The following is a 17,681-nucleotide window of genomic DNA, read 5'->3' as shown; positions in this document are numbered from 1 at the left end:
GCGATTACTCCTCTGCAGAGGCTGGTCTAGCCTGGCTAATTTGATGTAATTTTTCGGTATCGCGAACCACTTCATCCAGCAGCTCTTCCAGCTTATCGTTACCGACTACCTTATTACGCAGGTCTGAAAGTCTTCTGCGTGCATCCAGCAGTTTTTTTAATGGCTCAACCTGATTCACCACATTTTGTGGTTCGAAATCGGCCAGTGATTCAAATTGCAAAGAAACCGACATTTGCGAATCGTCATCTTTCAATTTGTTATTTACTTTCATGGCAAGGCTAGGTGCCATGCCTTTTAAAACATCATCAAAATTATCGCGGTCAATTTGAATGAACTTGCGCTCTTTCAATTTGGCCTGTGGGGTATTACCGGTGTAATCGCCCACTACGCCCAATACAAAGGGCAGCTCTTTGTTTTCAATTGCGTCGCCAATTTCAACGTCGTAAGTAATCTGAACGCGAGGAGGACGAACGCGCGATAGTTTTTTCTGTGTGCTTTCCTTGGCCATTGCCATTCCTAAATAAAATAAGTTGCAGAATTAAAACACGAAACTAACTGATTCCGTAAGTAATTTTAACGACAATTTCACGCAATTTTAGTAAAGACAACGTAGGATCGCTAAGCTGTCTGCCTAAAATATACGAAGCCTCGGCATAGGATTGATGACTGCGCCACGGGGAGTTCAAATCGCATACATTCACTAATTGCAATGGATCGGCTGTTTCCCCCCACAACATGCTCAACTGCTTATCAGTCAGAGGATTAAGCGCCAAAGCCATAAACCGGCTACCAGCCTGCTCAATAAAGGCAAAATTAATCTGACTAATACCCTGGGCTTGAATCGCTGCACGGCAAAGCGATAACCAAACAGCGGCGCCCAGAATTTCTTCACCCACACCTACAGGCAATGGCAACAAAAACACTTGCGAGGCCATGCTGCCGCCGTAGCGGCGTGATAATTGCAAATAAAACGCAAAAGCCAGCAGAGTTGATTCCAAATCCCCCCGCCCGGACTTATTCAATGCCTGTTCGAGTAATGTAGCAGGCGTGTTGGCCATATGCCGTTCGAGCAATTGGGCGGCAAGGCCCAGATCTGCTGCGGCACGGCTGCCAAACGACATCTGGTCTTCCATAAACTGCTTGCAGGCAATCATTTCTACCGAGTTATCCACCGCGCTTTTCAGCTGGTCTTTTAAACCAGAAAAAAACAGCTCGTTGGCCAGTAAAAACTCGGCTTCGTTGCCCATCAGTACATCAGCGGGCACACAGACCCCGGCCACCAGCGGGTAGTAACGCAAAGCTTCATCATGGCTGGGCAGGCAAACGCCTAAAAAAGCGCCCCGCAAATCACGGCTATGCATTAAAAATTCGCTGGCCGGAGCCTGCATATAGCGTGTTTGCCAATCCGGTTTTAAAGCCAGAACCTTCAGGCTGTCGGCCAGCGACTGATCCACATCCAGCGCAACCGGGTGGCTGGCATTGATACGGATAAAATCAGCACGCCGGGGTAATTTGCCAAAAATTGCATATTGCATCGGCAAATCCTGAGCCCGTTTAAAATTATTTAGCATGGCAGCACCTTACATTGTCACGCGTTCTGGCAATGACAGCTTACGTAAACCAGAGAGTTGCAGAGGGTTTACACCACTCACTGCGCGGAAATTAAAACGGACGACATCCGCATCCCCGGCATCTCCCCGACGAATCTTCCAGGTCAGCGTGGCCGAATCGGCATCGTGCTGCTCAACCTGAGCTTGCGCGAGTAAACGCATCCAGCCCATACGCCCCTGCTGATTGCTGACAACAGCGCTTACACCGCTAAACGCAACCACCTGAATTCTGGCGCCCTGCGTATTACCTGTGCCTGGCCAGCTGAAGGATTGCCATGGCTGAGGCCCGTTGCGGTAACGCATTTCCTGGCCATCTACCTCAAACACAATCTCGGATAAGCCCGATGTAGGAATCGCTTGCAGCTCAAATTTAGCACTAGATGAATCTGCCATCTGGCTGGAAGCCATACTGCTCAGGCGGCCCATCCCAGCCAGAAATGCCGGATTAAAACGAATGCCTAAATTTGCCCATGTGCGCGGTGTTAGGCTGTCGCCCTTTTGCGTCACCAAGCCATTCAAATACTTTTCAGTAAACTTATCGACCGTGCCTTCTTTCGGTTTTACAAACTTGGCGATATCCGACATAGGCGCTTCATTGGCTGAATCGCTGAATGGATATTTGGCAGAAAGCACTTTCCACTGGCCGTACACTTCTTTTTGCCATGCCTGATTCAAATCTTTTTCTACCGGACCAAGCAGCACGGCGTAAGTTTGGATCAGGGGGCGAACCAGCATTGGCCGCACCATATCGCGTGTTTCTTGTGAAAGAGGTGTAAGCAGCGCGTTATCCACCTGCTGCAGGGTATCGGCCAGCTCGGAGCCACTGCCATTTAAAGTAGCTTGAACAAGTGGCCGCGCCTGTGCACCCGGCTCATCGCTGCTGGCAATCTGATTCATCTTGCCTTTAAGCTTGCCCAGCTGCTCCAGATAGCTGTTAATCGGCGCAGCACCGGCACTATCTGCCTGCACCAAACGGGTAATGCCCAAGAACTGCTTGCCCACTTCGCCCAGCTCAGCAGCATTAGTGTTGGCGGGCTGATTGCTGCCTTTTAATAAGGCAGTGGTTTTTTCCAGCACAGATTGCTTGGCGTTTTCCAGCTTGCGTGATAGCTCGCTTGGGTTATCCCATGCCGTTTCAAAAGCAGCGCGGGCCAGAATCAATTTAACTGGCGAGTTCTGCATATCAGCCAGTTGGCCAATGGCATTGCCCGCAAAAGGCAGATCGTTGAAATCACGAATCACTACGCCTTGCAGAAATTTCTTCCACTCGGCCGCGTATTCAAGGCGGTAAAGCGCTTCCAGATCGGTCCGGTTTTTTTCGATATTGCCGTCCCGGCCCAGGTTATCTTGCACCGAAGAAGCCAGTACCCAGTCATCGCTCTTCACTTCGCCCTTGCTGGCCTCATCAATCGAATTACGAACAAAGTTATCCCATGCTTCGCGGGTAAATGCGCCTGCAACCATCTGGCTGCCGGCAATCACGTCACCATTTTTATTATTCAAAATGCGCGGCACAGTCAGCGGGGCAAAGCGTGTATTAGCACGCGCTTTGATCTCGTTATAAACGCGCTCGGTTGCGCTTAAACGCTTAAGCGAAGCACGCAATACTTCACGCGCAGCAGCCACTGTTTTTTCATCATTGGCGATCAGAGGTAAATCTGGCTCTTTAATCTGGCTGACATAAAACGCCACCAGCCTTTCAGCCGCAGCCATCACTTCTTCGTTGCTGCGGTTACCTTTATTCGCCTCTAACCAGCTGCGCCAGTAGCGCGGAATCTGATCTGTAAGATGCGCTTCATCCATACGGGAGCGATCATGCAGCATCAGGTAAGTTTTCAGCGCGTTATAGCCCTGATCCAGCTTAGGCTGAGCAGCTGGCGCTTCTGCAGTTTCTTTTGCTGTTAATGCCGTGGCCCGCTGTGGGATATGCCATGCGCCCAGCTGGATATTTGGCAGACCTTTTTTATGCGGTGCGGGTGCACGTTTTTTAACTGGCTCTTTGACAGGCTCGGCCGCTTTAGGCGCTTCAGGTGCAGGTGTTGGAGTGGGTGTTGGTGCAACCACAGGCTTAGGAGCCTCTGGCACGGGTGCTGGCTCGGCTACTTTATTAGAAGCCAGCTGCTCAAGAGACAGCTCCAAATTCTTTTTCACCGGAACCAGCATCGATTCCTTCAGGCCTGCAAAATATTCTTTACGCAGCGCGATTTCCAGCTCTTTACCTTGGTAAAGCCCCAGACCCACCTGCCACGGATGGCCGTCTTTGCGATAAGACTGTAATTCTTCAATCCGTTTTTGCAAGATACCCAGCGACATCAGCTTGTCGTAGAGCTGGCCGGACGAAGCCAGTTTTTGTGCGGCAACACGATCATTTGCCACGCTTTCCATCAGCTTCTGATTACCGATATACGACCATGTCCAAAGCCCTGCGCACAGCGCCAGGCCAGACAAACCCGCCAGCATGCCAAGTAAGCGCCAGCGGCTGCCTGCCGGGCGAGTTTGACGTGATACTAAATGCTGATCCGGGAAAACAACTTCTCTGAATAAATCGCGCAGGAAATAGCTGTAGGAAGCCGGTACTTGGCGCGCATCAAAGCCCTGGCGGCTTAAATCAAACTGATTAGATACATGGGTTGCGGCACCAATGCGTGGTACCCCTTCCTGTAAAGCGCTAGAGAAATAAAAGCCGCGCAGCAAAGGACGCGCATGGTAAGGGTCTTCTTCCTGCAGCAGCTTTACAAATTTGGCAACGGCTTCTTTAAGCGCATGAAACTCAATAGGAAAAGCAAAAAAGGCGGGTTTATTCTGATTGCCGCGATGCGCAGCCAGTTTTTCTTCACCAATTTGCACGAGGCCACGGTACATCGCATCAAACTGCATGCTGACCACATGGCTGGCATCAAAGCCAGAGCCCTGCTCGGCGCTCAGGGTGGCACCCCATACGCGGTGACGCTCTTCTTCAGGCATTTCTTCAAAAAACTGCGAAAAACCACCTAGTAAATCAAGCTTGGTAAAAATCAGATAAATCGGGACTTGCAAGCCAAAAGTGGCTTCAATTTCATGGATACGCTCACGAATCTGGCGGGCGTAAAGTGCAAAACCTTCAGAATGATGCTGCGCCAGCTCGGGCAAGCTGATGGTCACCAAAATACCGTTCACCGGTGCTTTGGAACGATGGCGCTTCAGTAATTTTAAAAACTCCAGCCACTCCACGCGATCTTCTGTCTGCGTGGCATAACGTCCAGCCGTATCCAGCAACACGCCTTCGGTAGAGAAAAACCAATCGCAATTACGCGTACCACCCACGCCCTGCACACCCGCTTTATCGCTAAACGGAAAAGTCAGGCCGGATTGCAAAATAGCCGAGCTTTTACCAGCGGCAGGATGGCCGATGATCATATACCAAGGCAATTCATACAGCGCCGCATTACCGCGCGATTTGCCCAGCTGCGACGTTTTAAGCGTATCAATCGCACCCAGCATGCGCTGGCGCAGAAGATTCACCTCAGCGCGCTTATCTACGCTGGCCCCAATCACGGCATCATCTGCTTGCTTGAGCAGCATTTTTTCGATCAGGCCCCCCGCACGATTTGCAATTAATTTGCCAACCATGAGGGTAAAGACCCACAGCAGCATCACAGCGAAGATCCAGCCAAAGCGAACCTCTGCTGTTTTCAGACCAAACCATGGACCTAAAAACCAGATCAAAGCAATCAGAATTAAAAAACCGATTGCTGACGTGACTTTGGCGTTACGCAGCCAATGCTTCATGAACATGAATCTCCATACAAAATGAAATACAAAAATTACTTATTTCGCAACATGGCGGCCAGAGAGCCCGCCTTTTCGATATGCCCATAATCTTTAAATGACCAAACTCCGCCCCACGTCAGCCCCGCAGCAACGGCTTCTTCCCCCAAAGCCTGATAGGCCGCAAATGCCCACGGATCACGCTCTGAAATAATAATTTTTCCATCTTTCATCGGCGCCAAATCAACCGCTAAACCATATTGATGCTTGCTCTGCCCGCCTTTTGCCTTAGTGACCACATTCGCCTGAGAGATCAGATCATCCTGACGCTCTGGGCTTCGGTAGCCTTCCAGCAGCGCCATGGGATAACCCCGCTCTGTCATTTTTTTCATAATCTGTAAAACCGTCTGCACAAACTGAGGATCAAGCTGGCTCCAGTCCCGATTGGCAGTGGCTAAACCAGGACGCGCAGCAGCAGCTGCAGCACTGATAAATACTTCCGGAGGCAAAGCGGGTGGTGGCTCAAGCTTGGCTTCTGTAAACGTGCCTTGTATATGAGCAACCTGGCTATATTCCTGGGGCAAGAATGGTGCAATAACATGCCGGGAATTGAAATGCAGCGTTATACCGACAACAGCTAAAACCAAAATCAGACTCGCCAGAGGCAAGAGCGTTAATTTCAGTTTTTTATGAAAAAAAGATCTCTTTATGAATGATTCTTTATGCTCTGGTTTATCAGGTGAAATACTTACAACATCTTTTCTCTTCTTTTTTGTTGCACCCGAGCAACTTGCGGGTTTTACCTTATTTTCAGCCTGTACAATCGTATTGACAGAACCACGGACAAAGAATCTCCAGCCGACCCAAGCCAAAACGAAAAATATTACTATTAAAATCATAAAGATAGCAAACAAAACCCGAACCCCAGATACTTACTAAGCCGTTATTCTACATTTAAGCAAAACAAAAGCATAACTCATGATCATATTTTACCAACGTGTCTTATTCCCCATGCACGCATCCTTTTCTCGTGATATATATCTCTACCTTGAGGGCATAATTTCCATTTTTTATCCTCCCTTACCATGCCATTTTTAAACCCTTTTTTATTCTGAAAACACAAAGATGATGCTCATTCATTCACTTAAAAAACACGCCAAAGTGGCATTGGTCGTTTCCAGCCTGCTCGTACTTTCTGCCTGCGCCAGCAGCGGCCCGAAACCCTTCAAAATTCAGGGTGAAGCAGACCCAGCGCTCAACCGGGACAGCAGCGGCAGGCCGCTTTCCCTGGTGCTCAGGCTGTACCAATTAAAGGGAATTGAAGAATTTAACCGCCTGACATTTGACTCGCTAGTCAGTGGAAAATCGGATACAGAATTACTGGGCAACTCGCTCATTTCACAAAATGAATTTGTGCTGCTACCCGGGAAAACACTCACTCTGGACGACAAAATTGCCCCAGAAACCAAATTTTTGGGCGTCGTTGGCTTCTTTCGCAAGCCTGACTCCCAGCTCTGGCGTGTACTGGTAAATGCAGAAGATGTGCGGGACGAAAAAGAATTCAGCATCAAAGCGCAAGATTGCTATCTGCAAGTGATTCACCCCAAAGCCCAGCTTATTCCCGGCCAGCCAGCAAGTTTTAAGGCGGACTGCGGCTTTATCAGCAAAAAACCAGCCCTGAAAACTAAATAACTATTGTGGCCTGCTGCCGGAGCGGCGGCTTGCCGGAGTCTTAACACCTATGTTGAAAGCCAAACGTGTTTTATGGGGCGAAGGAATGTTCCTTCGCCCGCAGCATTTCCAGCAGCAGTCTTTATTGCAAGATTATCAACAAGCTGAAACACGCCAGTTGCTCAGCCGCCACAGCTGGGGTTTACAGAAGTTTCAGATTGACGAAGTCGCCCTGCGCGGCGGCCAGGTTCGCTTAGATTCGCTCTCGCTTTTATTCAGAGATGGCAGCCTGTTTCAGGCCCCGCAATCCGAGCCGCTGCCCTTATCCCGTAATCTGAATGATTTGCCGCAAGTGGGCGTGAGCACCACACTTTATGCCTGCCTTGCCGAGCTGCAGCCCTATGGCGGCAACACGCAAACCAATGAAAACACCGCATCGCGCTCTACCCGCTACCGCAGCGCACATCAGGGTGTGGCCGATTTATACACGCAGGCGCTGGAAGCTGATCTCACCACGCTGGAGCTGGATGTCCGCCTGATGGTGGAAGAAGAAAACCGCGATGGTTATGAAGCGGTTCCACTCGGAAAATTAGTGAAGGACGCCACAGGCCAGTGGTCTTTGGGTGCCGGTTTTTACCCGCCCGCCACTACGGTGAGCGCCATCCCTGAGCTCAGCCAGAATCTGCGCCGCTTATTAGATATTTTGCTGGTTAAAAGCCAGGCACTGGCCGGTGCTCACCGCGAGCGCGCCAAAAATGTGATGGAATACGGCACCACCGACATCGCTTCTTTTTGGCTGCTGCACACGGTAAACCGCAACTTTGCCCGCATCAATCACTTAGTAAAGTGTGAGCCACTTCACCCTGAAGAGCTTTATCGTGCACTTGCCGAATTCTGTGGCGAATTGCAGACATTCTCATCGGTTTACACACTGGCCGATATTCCGCCTTACCGCCACGAAGCCCTGCACGACAGCCTGCTAGTGCTGGATGTACAGATCCGTGAATTGCTCGATACCGTCATTTCAGCGCGTTACGCTGTGATCCCGCTCACATCACCGAAGCCTTCATTCCATATTGGCCGGCTGGAAAGCGATCGCTTCCTTGAAAATGTTGACTTCTACCTGTCAATTCAAAGCGAGCAATCGTCATCCGGCATCATTGAAACCGTACCGCTTAAATTTAAAATTGGCGCGCCGGACGATGTAGATAAGATTTTGAATTCGGCCATGCGCGGCGTCAGCATCTCCTACGCGGCACAAACGCCATCCGCGATTCCGATTCGCGTAGGTAATCATTACTTTGCCTTTGAGCCTAAAGGCGATATTTATCAACGCATGCTGCAATCACGCAGTATTTGTATTTATGTTCCGCAATCGCTGTCGGATTTAAAACTAGAGCTGATTGCAGTCTTTCGCTGAGAGTAAAAAATGAGTCAAACCGCTAACACAGAAGCGCATCCGCTGGCCGTAGCCAAGCCATCCGCCCCCAGCCTGCGCGAATTACTAGAAGACGGCATTTATCTGCTGTTTTTACTCAGGGACGGCAACGCCCCAAGCAGCGCTGCCGAATTCAACCGCCGCGTGGATCATTTCCTCGCCCAGTTTGAAAAAAATGCCCGCAACTTTGGCAAAGAAGTCCCCAATATCAGCGAGGCCAAATACGCTTTCTGCGCGCTGATGGATGAAATTATTCTTTCATCAGAATTCAGCCTGCGCGAAGAGTGGGAACGGATGCCTTTGCAATTACGCATTTTTGGCGAGCATCTGGCCGGTGAAGGTTTCTTTGATCGTCTGGAAGTATTGCGCCGCGATCCAAATAATAATTTCGAGGCCATGGAAGTCTTCCACACCTGCCTTTTACTGGGCTTTCAGGGCAAATATCTGCTGGAAGGCCAAGAAAAACTGGGCTATTTAACCGCCCGCGTAGGCCAGGAAATCCAGCAGGTCAGAGGCGGAAAAGCAGAATTTGCCCCTAACTGGAAGCTGCCACAGCGCTTTCAAGCCTTTGTGCGCCACGAACTACCGCTCTGGCTGTACTTCGCACTGCTGGCCTTGGTAGGCGCCGGGCTGTTTATCGCATATCGCTTATTACTGGCTCAGGAATTAAGCAAGATCATTGCTTAAACAGATGACCAGTGCGGGTTAAGCACAAAGATCAACTTCATAAAATGTGTAGCCTAGGGCAGCCATTAATCAGCAAATAAACCGGCTGGCCCAAGCTGCAAAAGCACATGCACCGCAGATTTTGCTTAAGCAGTTCGGCAAATCGCGTAAAAAATCAAACAGGCCCAGTATGAGCACGCCACGCCGCCAAACCCTTACCCTGCCGTCCGTACTGGACAGGCTGCTGGATAACGAGCCGGATATCAGCCACGCATCATCGGCCATGCTATTTGAGCTGCCACAGTTTCGCCGGGCGCTGGCGCGCGATTTAGAAGCGCTGCTCAATACGCGGATTATGGATTTACCCGAGACTTTTGAAGCCTATCCGCTGGCCACAGATTCGATGCTGCTATTTGGTATTCCGGATTTATCCGGCATTAGCCTGCTAAACCCAGACGACAGAGAAATGCTGCGTGATCGCTTACGCCGCGCCATTGAGCGGCACGAGCCGCGCTTAAGCCGCGTAAAAATCAGTCTAGATGCCCCGCGCGAATTAGAGCGGCATTTGCGCTTCAGGGTGGATGCCGTGCTCAAAGTACATCCGCACCGCCCCCCTGTTAGTTTTGATGCCACTTTGCAACTCTCGTCCAACGTTTATCGTATTCAGGACAGATAATCGCCAAATAGCCGGGTCATCCCATGTTTACCGTATTCAAGTTAGCGATGCAGAAACATATGCTGTGGGCCTTTCATGACGAATAAGCAGCGCAGCGCAGGCGCTGCAGCCTTATTCGCTGCCAGCTTGTGCCTGCCACCCCCTATTTACCGTATTTAAGATCGACAACCGGAACCTTCTTTTATGGACATGAGCCAGCTTCTCGCCTCCTTTGCCGCAGCCTTTAATCAGGATCAACGCCTTATTTCGCTTCAGCTGGGCGACGGGGCGGCGTGGGGTGAGCAGCTGTTGCCGCAGCAGGTCAGCGGCAGCGAGGGGATGAATCAGGCTTACCGCTATCAGATTGATTGCTTATCCCCTGATGGCGCTTTAGAGCTTAAATCCTTACTGGGCCTGCCGGTGGTTTTATCGGTGGCAGATGCCAATGGCAGCGAGATTGAGCGCTGTGGTGTTGTCTCGCAAGCGAAGTTGCTGGGATCTGATGGCGGCTTTGCTAAATATGCGCTGACAGTAGAACCACCGTTTGCCTTACTTCGCTATCGGCGCACTTCCCGCGTGTTCCAGGATTTATCCGTGCCGGATCTCGTGAAGCAGGTTTTGGCCGAGCATCAGGCTAAAAACCCTGTGTTTGCAGCTGTGCAAACGCTGGATTTCAAATTATCCGGCACACATGGCCCGCGCTCTTATTGCCTGCAATACCGCGAATCAGATTACGATTTCTTAGTGCGGCTGATGCAAGAGGAAGGCTTAGCGTGGCGTTTTGCTCATCAGGCAGGTGACAATCCTCAGGTGCAATTGGTGGTCTTTGACGATGCCTTTGCCGTGCCGGAGGCGCAAGACAGCCAGGTGCGTTTTCACCGCGCCGATGCCACGGAAGAGTCTGATTCACTTACCGAGTGGAATAGCCAGCGTCAGGTAGGCAGCAGCAGCGTTTCCTTGGCAAGCTTTAATTACAAAGCCGCCAACACCAGCCACACCGCCGATCATAGCGCGGTAGATCAGGGCGATGGCGGGCAGCAAATCCAGTCCAGCTTTGAAGATTACGATGCCCAGACGCACTATTACGCCAGCGATGCAGAAGGCCTAAGCCACTACGCTAACTTGCGTCAGCAGGCTTTGGACGCGCAAAAGAAATCCTTCACCGGCTCTGGCACTTTACGCAGCCTGCAAGCCGGGCAATGGTTCAGATTAGAAGACCACCCCGCCCATGAATGGGACGCCGCCGAGCAGCGCGAATTCGCCATTACCGAGCTAAAATTCACCGCGCAGAATAATCTGCCGGCGGATTTAACCCAGCAACTTGGCCTAGTCGCCCCCAGCCTACTCGTAGGAGCGGTTTCAACCGCGAATCCTCCTTACCAGGCCGATTTCACCGCCCAAAGACGCGGCCAGCCGATTACCCCCGCCTTTGCCCATGAGCCACTGAGTAAACCAAAAAGCAAAGGCGTACAAACCGCCACCGTAGTGGGCCCCGCCGGATCAGAAGTCCATACCGACGAGCAAGGCCGGATTAAGGTACAGTTCCACTGGCAGCGTGCCGCAGAGCACCCGGAGTTTGGCGCAAACCTCGACGATAAATCATCCTGCTGGATCCGCGTCTCTATGCCGAGTGCCGGAGCAGGCTTTGGCCACCAGTTTATTCCGCGCATCGGCCAGGAAGTTCTCGTCGATTTTATCGAAGGCGATATCGACCGCCCTATCGTCACCGCCGTGGTCTATAACGGCAGCCACCCAGTGCCGACATTCAGCGGCGCAGGCGCTTTACCCGCCAATAAAACGCTCTCTGGCATCAAGACCAAAGAGCATGAAGGTGGCCAATACGGCGAGATGCTGTTTGACGATACAAAAGGCGAAGTCCGCACCAAATTATCCAGCGAGCATGGTAAAACCCAGCTCAATATGGGCTATCTGATCCACCCACGCACCGATGGCAAAGGCGAACCACGCGGCGAAGGCTTTGAGCTGCGCACCGACAAACAAGGTGCCATTCGCGCCAGCGGCTTACTCATCAGCACCGAAGCCAAAGGCGGCGCATCCGGCAAACAGCTAGACCGCAGCCCAGCGCAAAGCCAGCTAGAATCCGCCCTGGAAACCGCCAAAAACCTCGGCGAATACGCGGCCAAACAACTCGCCGACACCATCGAAACCGGCGACGATGATCAAACCGTCAAACCCGACAACAGCCCCGGTGACAAAGCCAACCACGGCCATCTACACCACCATGTACACGCCAGTAAAAGCTTTGAAGCGGGGTCAAACACGGATAAAGACGGTAAAACCAAATCCAAAGAGCAAGCTGGTCAGCAAAAAATCATCCTGCTGCACGGCGAGGATGGCGTAGCCATCACCACCCCGCAAAGCCAGACCATTAGCGCAGGCACAAACCTCGACCAGGTCGCCCAAAGAGACAGCAACCAAAGCACCGGCCGCCGCTGGATTCACAACGTCGGCCAGCACATCAGCCTGTTTACCGGCGGCGTTAAAGACAAAATCACCATGAAGCTGATTGCCGCCAAAGGCCAGCTACAAATGCAGGCCCAAAGCGACGACATCGAAATCACCGCCGACAAAAACGCCAGGTTCACCGCGATCAAAGGCAAGGGTCTATTCAACGCCAAACAAGAAATCCTGCTCACCGCAGGCGGCGCTTATATCCGCATCAAAGACGGCAAGATCGAGCTGCATGCGCCGGGGAAAGTGAGTATTAAGGGCGAGAGTCATGATTGGAGCGGGCCGAAGAGTTTGAACCCGCCTTTGCCAGCATTTGCAGGCAAGGCACCTGCCGTAGGCGATATTCAGCTCCATCATTTCTATGAAAATATGGAAGGGATTAAAAGCGGCAAGTACACCTTGCTGGATCTCAATGGAAATAAGCATGAAGGGGCTTTAGATGCAGAGGGCAAAGCGCTGGTGAGTGGCTTGCCTATGGGCGCAATCAGCGTTGCCTTTCAGGCTGACCCGCGTGCACCTAAAAATCAGGAACGTAAGTTCGATATTCCTAAATGGCCCCAAGCGCCTTTGGCGGCCAATAAGATCGTCGAGGAGGCGCAAGCATTAAGCCTGCTTGAAGGATTGATCCCTGCGGCTGGGGCTAAAGCAGCTCAGCTAGCGACTCAATCTGTGGCTCCAATGATCGCTGAACAACTTGCCCCCGCCAAAGCACTACTCGGGCAGGCAGAGCAAGGCTTAGCACAAGTTCAGCAAGTGCAGGCTCAGGCCCAGCAAGGGCTGGATCAGCTAAAACAAGTACAGGCCAAAGCGGAACAAGCGCAGGCCTTACTCGATCAAGCCAGAAATAAAATTCTTTGAGCCTGACCACCCAATAAGCATCGTCTCTCCTATAACCCCACCTGGCTTCATACCCAGGCTTAATATTGCTGAATAAAATATGGGCACATACCTTAATCCTACCCCCGCAGAAACCAAGGGCGAATACACCGAGCGCGGCGAGCTAGTGCGCGATGTGATGAAGCAATACGCGCTGGTGCCGCTGGATGCGCAATTGTCTAAAGATGTGCAAAGCAATGTTGGGGAGTTTGATAAGTGGATTCAGGAGCTAACGGGCGGCAAGTTATCGCTGAATGATTTGCAAATGGTTTTGGCGGGCATTCCCGTAGTGGGCAATCTGATTGCGGCCAGCGATGTGATTATTGGCTTGTATGAGTTAACGCAAAAGCAAGAAGAACCCGGCCTGATGGATTGGTTTGGCATTGGGGTAGATACGATAGGCGTGATTCCGCTGCCACCGGGCTTGGCGCCGCTGCGTATGACTTTGCGCCCAGTGATTGCCGTCGTGAAGCAATCCGTGGTTGCCAATAAAGGCGCAGTGGCTTCTGCCGTGGTTGAAGTCATTATCAGCCATATCATGGCTGACCAGCGGGTGGCGGCCACCGTAGAAACAGCGGTTCAAGACCTGAGCAAAGCCATTAAGCCAATTATGGAAAGCGTGGCGACGTTTATCATCGGTCTGATTGATCAGTTTGCTTTATTTCTCACGCAACTAGCGAGTGGAAAGCTAGATAGCAATTATCGTGCTGTTCCAGCGGGGATTGCTTACAACAAAGGCACTAATTTCCGCGATGCCAAGGCCACCAAGGCCAGTATCTTCCATGCCCTGTTGGAGATCCATGCCAGCGCCAGAAATGTGGTCATCAATACCATTAGCCAGTTGGCGCTCGCTACGGAGCAAAAAGAATGGCTAATGCAAGCTGCAGATCACTTACAACGTAAAATTTCACCGCAGGTGAAAGCGAAGATGAAAGATCTGGGCGATGACAAAGTACAAGGCAGCATTGCCCAGCTGCTCAAAACCTTGTTAGAACGTCTGGCACATAAAAAAACCAATAAAACTCATGGCTCCGCTACGCCGGGGGTGAAGTCTGAAGCCAAATACCGCGTCTCCCAACAGCAGTTTGAAAAATCCCGCAAACTTAAAAAAGCAGAAAAAGCCCCCAATAGCTGCAAAAGCTGCCCGATTACTGGCGGCACCGACAATTCGATTGGCTTTGCCCTTGGTGAAGAAAGCTTCAGCCACACAGATTTTGTATTACCCGGCGTGATGCCTATTGTTTGGGCCCGTACTTATAACTCCCGCTTAGCGTGTTTTGACCAAAGCAGCCAAGGCGCACGCTGGCTGACGCCATTCCACACCCGCTTTGATCTAAGTGACGATGGCATGGTGTATATCGACGATCAGGGGCGTGAAACCCCTTATCCTCGCTTAAAAGTGGGCGAACACCACCAAGACCGCAGCGAAGGCCAAACCCTCAGCCAGCTGAGCGACAAACTGCTCACCGTGGCGCATGGCCATGAGCTGCTTGAGATTTTTGAGCGTCATGGCGAAAGCTATTTACTGGCCATGTTGCGCGACCGGGCTGGTAATGAAATTGTGCTGGATTATGATATTCAGGGCCGCCTGAGCCGCCTGAGAAATGGCGAATCGCCTTGGGCGTTGTTGCAATACGATGCGCACAACAGAATCAGCAGCATTAGCTTAGCCAGCACGCCCCCTCGCCAACTCGCCAGCTATCAGTACAACGATGCGGGCGATTTGATAAGTGCCAGCGACGAAGACCAGCAGCGCTGGCAGTATCAATACCAACACCATCTTATTACCCGCTACACCGACCGCACCGGTCGAGGCCAGAATATCGAGTGGGACGGCACAGACGCCAAATCCAAAGCGATTCGTGAATACGCCGATGATGGCAGCAACAGTATCCAACTCGAATATGTGCCTGATCTGCGCCTGACCATCACCACCAATGCGCTGGCACAAGAGACTTACTATTACTTTGATATCGACGGCTATGTGTATCGCACGGTTTACCCCGATGGCAAAGAGGAATGGGCCTTCAGGGATGAAGCTAAAAACCTGACCAAACACATCCATCCCGATGGCACGGCTGAAAGCTTTATCTATGACGACAAAGACAATCTGATTGAACATATCCGCCCGGATCAAACTCGGGTGTTGATGGCCTATGACGATAAAGACCAGCTAATCCGCATCACCGATCCAAGCGGCCATGAATGGCTGCGCGAATATGATGCCCAGGGCAATCTCACCAAAGAAACCGATCCGCTGGGCCATTGCACCCAATACAGCTATAACCCGCAGGGCTTGCCCGTAGCGATTAAAGATGCCAAAGGCGGCAGTAAAAAACTCGCCTATCTGCCTAATGGCCAGCTCAGCAGCTATACCGATTGCTCCGGTAAAACCAGCCAATGGCAATACGATGCCCGTGGCCGCCTGATCGTGGCGCAAGATGCCGCAGGCAATGCCAGCCAATATCACTACGGTAGCGATGGCCAGCTGGCTAAAGTCGTCAATCCTGACGGCACACACAGCCTGCTGCAATACGATGCCGAAGGCCGCTTACTCAGCCACACCGACGCGCTGCAAGCTAAAACCCAGTTTGATTATGACCGCGCAGGCCGCGTCAGTAGCCGCAAAGACGCCGCCAATCAAACGCTGAGCTACCAATACGATAAGCTGGGCCGCCTGCTCAGCCTGATTAATGAAAATAAGGAGGCTTATCGTTTTACTTACGATGTCGCCAGCCGCCTGCAAGAAGAAACCGACTTCGGCAATAAACGCACCCGCTACCAATACGAAGCAGCAACGGGCCGCCTGCAGCAAATCGACGAAGCAGGCAAGATCACCACCCTTGCCTACGATGAAACCGGGCGCTTAACAGCAAGGCAGAGTGGCCAAAGCAGCGAGCGCTTTAGATACGACGTATTAGGGCGGATTTTCGCCGCAAAAAACCAATACAGCGAATGCCATTTTGGCTTTGATGCCGTCGGCAACCTCATCACCGAGCGCCACGAATACAAATTATTCGGCCAGCAACAGCAATACAACTGGCAGCATGAATACGATGAACTCGGCAACCGCATCGCCAGCATCCGCCCCGATGGCCAGCGCACCGACTGGCTGATTTACGGCAGCGGCCATGTGCACGGCATACTGTGGAACAAACAAGAAATCGCTAGCTTCGAACGTGACGATTTGCACCGTGAAACTCAGCGCACGCTGGGCAATCAGCTGACTGCCCACACCCATTTCGACAAAATGGGCCGCATTACCCAACAAACACTCAGCGGTAAAACCAGCAGCCACCGCAGCTACAAATACGATCCAGTTGGCCAAATGCTAGGCATCAGCGACAGCCGCAGTGGCCAGATCAGCTATCAATATGACCCAGTGGGCCGCCTTATCGCCGCCAACAGCCGCCTCGGCCATGAAAGCTTTGCCTTTGACCCTGCAAGCAACTTAGTCGATACAAAACACCAAGCCGGCAATAGCACCAGCAGCAGCTTACCCACCATGCCCGCCGTACTCGGCAACTTATTAAAGCAATACGCCGGAACCCATTATAAATACGACGCCCGTAGCAATCTGATTGAAAAACAGCAAGGCGAACAAACCACTAAATACAGCTGGGATGGTTTTAACCGTCTGAGCAAAATCAGCAGCCAAGCAGGCGAAACCAAATACTTCTACGACGTATTCGGCCGTCGCATTGGCAAAGAAAATGCCCAGGGTAAGACAGAATTTATCTGGGATGGTGACGTGATCGCCCTGGAAAAAAACGCCGAACACACCCGCCACTACCTGTTCGAGCCCAACAGCTTTATCCCACTGGCACAGATCATTACCGCCAATGATGACAGTGAAAAAATGGCCTACTATCACGTAGACCACCTCGGCACGCCGCAAACACTCAGCGATGAAAACGGTGAGATCGCTTGGAGCGCGGAGTACAAGGCTTGGGGAGAAGCGCAGGTCGTCATTAGTGAAGCGGCAAAGACAGCGGGTATCAACAACCCAATCCGCTTCCAAGGCCAATACTTCGACGAAGAATCCGGCTTGCACTACAACCGCCACCGTTATTACGATCCGGAGATTGGGCGGTTTATTAGTAGTGATCCAATTGGGTTGGAAGGAGGCCTAAATTTACACCTTTACGCTTTAAATCCAACTGAGTGGATAGACCCATTAGGATTAGCAAATAAGTATCGTAAAAAGGATGGAACTTTTGGGAAAAAACCTGGGCCTAAGCCAGCAAATAAAAGCGATGGCACACATGGTAATTGCTTAACATCCGATAGAAAAGCAGTTGGATATGAATTAAGAGATATAAATAGCGGTAAGATTGTTAAGTATGGTGAAACTACAGAGTTGAATCCAAGTGATCGTTACTCTAGAACTGAATATGAAAATATGAATGCTCGTATGTTTGTAGTTAAACGAGGAACAAAGTGTGAGATGCACAAATGGCAGCATGAGAAGATACTTGCATATAAAGCTACACATAATGGTGAAAGACCGATTTATAATTTCAATGATTATTAATAGATGGAATTG

General features: G+C 51.3%; 10 protein-coding genes. 6 read left to right on the top strand and 4 right to left on the bottom strand.

What is annotated here, in order from left to right; all coding sequences use genetic code 11:
- Positions 1-4 precede the first annotated feature (4 nt).
- The 4 genes from tssB to DYD62_RS04710 are packed head-to-tail and all read right to left on the bottom strand — an operon-like array spanning position 5 to position 6,271.
- Entirely contained in the window at positions 5-508 is a 504-nt protein-coding gene (tssB, locus tag DYD62_RS04725) for a type VI secretion system contractile sheath small subunit (protein WP_115226291.1), read from the bottom strand.
- Positions 509-551: 43 nt separating this feature from the next.
- Complete coding sequence (gene tagF / locus DYD62_RS04720; RefSeq protein ID WP_115226290.1) at positions 552-1,571, bottom strand: type VI secretion system-associated protein TagF; 1,020 nt, start codon at positions 1,569-1,571, stop codon at positions 552-554.
- 9 nt (positions 1,572-1,580) lie between these two features.
- Entirely contained in the window at positions 1,581-5,378 is a 3,798-nt protein-coding gene (tssM, locus tag DYD62_RS04715) for a type VI secretion system membrane subunit TssM (RefSeq protein WP_233702872.1), read from the bottom strand.
- Positions 5,379-5,413: 35 nt separating this feature from the next.
- Positions 5,414-6,271 (bottom strand): M15 family metallopeptidase, encoded by an 858-nt coding sequence (locus tag DYD62_RS04710; RefSeq protein ID WP_233702871.1) that lies wholly within the window; start codon positions 6,269-6,271, stop codon positions 5,414-5,416.
- Between the two features lie 211 nt (positions 6,272-6,482).
- Between DYD62_RS04710 and tssJ the strand changes: the two genes are divergently transcribed.
- The 6 genes from tssJ (at position 6,483) to DYD62_RS04680 (ending at position 17,669) form a co-directional block, all read left to right on the top strand.
- Positions 6,483-7,049, top strand: a complete 567-nt coding sequence (gene tssJ / locus DYD62_RS04705) for a type VI secretion system lipoprotein TssJ (RefSeq protein WP_115226288.1) — start codon at positions 6,483-6,485, stop codon at positions 7,047-7,049.
- Between the two features lie 49 nt (positions 7,050-7,098).
- The gene (gene tssK, locus DYD62_RS04700) at positions 7,099-8,448 is read left to right on the top strand and encodes a type VI secretion system baseplate subunit TssK (RefSeq protein WP_115226287.1); all 1,350 of its coding nucleotides are present in this window, start codon (positions 7,099-7,101) and stop codon (positions 8,446-8,448) included.
- A gap of 9 nt (positions 8,449-8,457) precedes the next feature.
- Positions 8,458-9,153, top strand: coding sequence for a type IVB secretion system protein IcmH/DotU (gene icmH / locus DYD62_RS04695; protein ID WP_115226286.1), 696 nt, complete (start codon positions 8,458-8,460; stop codon positions 9,151-9,153).
- 169 nt (positions 9,154-9,322) lie between these two features.
- A complete protein-coding gene (gene tssE / locus DYD62_RS04690; protein WP_115226285.1) occupies positions 9,323-9,808 on the top strand; it encodes a type VI secretion system baseplate subunit TssE in 486 nt (161 codons plus the stop codon).
- 183 nt (positions 9,809-9,991) lie between these two features.
- Positions 9,992-13,117 carry a type VI secretion system Vgr family protein gene (locus DYD62_RS04685; RefSeq protein WP_115226284.1) on the top strand — a complete coding sequence of 1,042 codons (3,126 nt, stop codon included), beginning with the start codon at positions 9,992-9,994 and terminating at the stop codon, positions 13,115-13,117.
- Between the two features lie 79 nt (positions 13,118-13,196).
- A complete protein-coding gene (locus tag DYD62_RS04680; protein WP_115226283.1) occupies positions 13,197-17,669 on the top strand; it encodes an RHS repeat-associated core domain-containing protein in 4,473 nt (1,490 codons plus the stop codon).
- Positions 17,670-17,681 lie beyond the last annotated feature (12 nt).

Source organism: Iodobacter fluviatilis (assembly GCF_900451195.1).
In the GTDB taxonomy this organism is placed as follows: Bacteria; Pseudomonadota; Gammaproteobacteria; order Burkholderiales; family Chitinibacteraceae; genus Iodobacter; species Iodobacter fluviatilis.
This window is presented reverse-complemented; position numbering and strand designations above follow the sequence as displayed.

Bases quoted from the DNA above. Each gene is read 5' to 3' on its own strand.
- tssB (WP_115226291.1), bottom strand. From the start codon at position 508: ATGGCCAAGGAAAGCACACAGAAAAAACTATCGCGCGTTCGTCCTCCT.
- tagF (WP_115226290.1), bottom strand. From the start codon at position 1,571: ATGCTAAATAATTTTAAACGGGCTCAGGATTTGCCGATGCAATATGCA.
- tssM (WP_233702872.1), bottom strand. From the start codon at position 5,378: ATGAAGCATTGGCTGCGTAACGCCAAAGTCACGTCAGCAATCGGTTTT.
- tssJ (WP_115226288.1), top strand. From the start codon at position 6,483: ATGATGCTCATTCATTCACTTAAAAAACACGCCAAAGTGGCATTGGTC.
- tssK (WP_115226287.1), top strand. From the start codon at position 7,099: ATGTTGAAAGCCAAACGTGTTTTATGGGGCGAAGGAATGTTCCTTCGC.
- icmH (WP_115226286.1), top strand. From the start codon at position 8,458: ATGAGTCAAACCGCTAACACAGAAGCGCATCCGCTGGCCGTAGCCAAG.
- tssE (WP_115226285.1), top strand. From the start codon at position 9,323: ATGAGCACGCCACGCCGCCAAACCCTTACCCTGCCGTCCGTACTGGAC.
- DYD62_RS04685 (WP_115226284.1), top strand. From the start codon at position 9,992: ATGGACATGAGCCAGCTTCTCGCCTCCTTTGCCGCAGCCTTTAATCAG.
- DYD62_RS04680 (WP_115226283.1), top strand. From the start codon at position 13,197: ATGGGCACATACCTTAATCCTACCCCCGCAGAAACCAAGGGCGAATAC.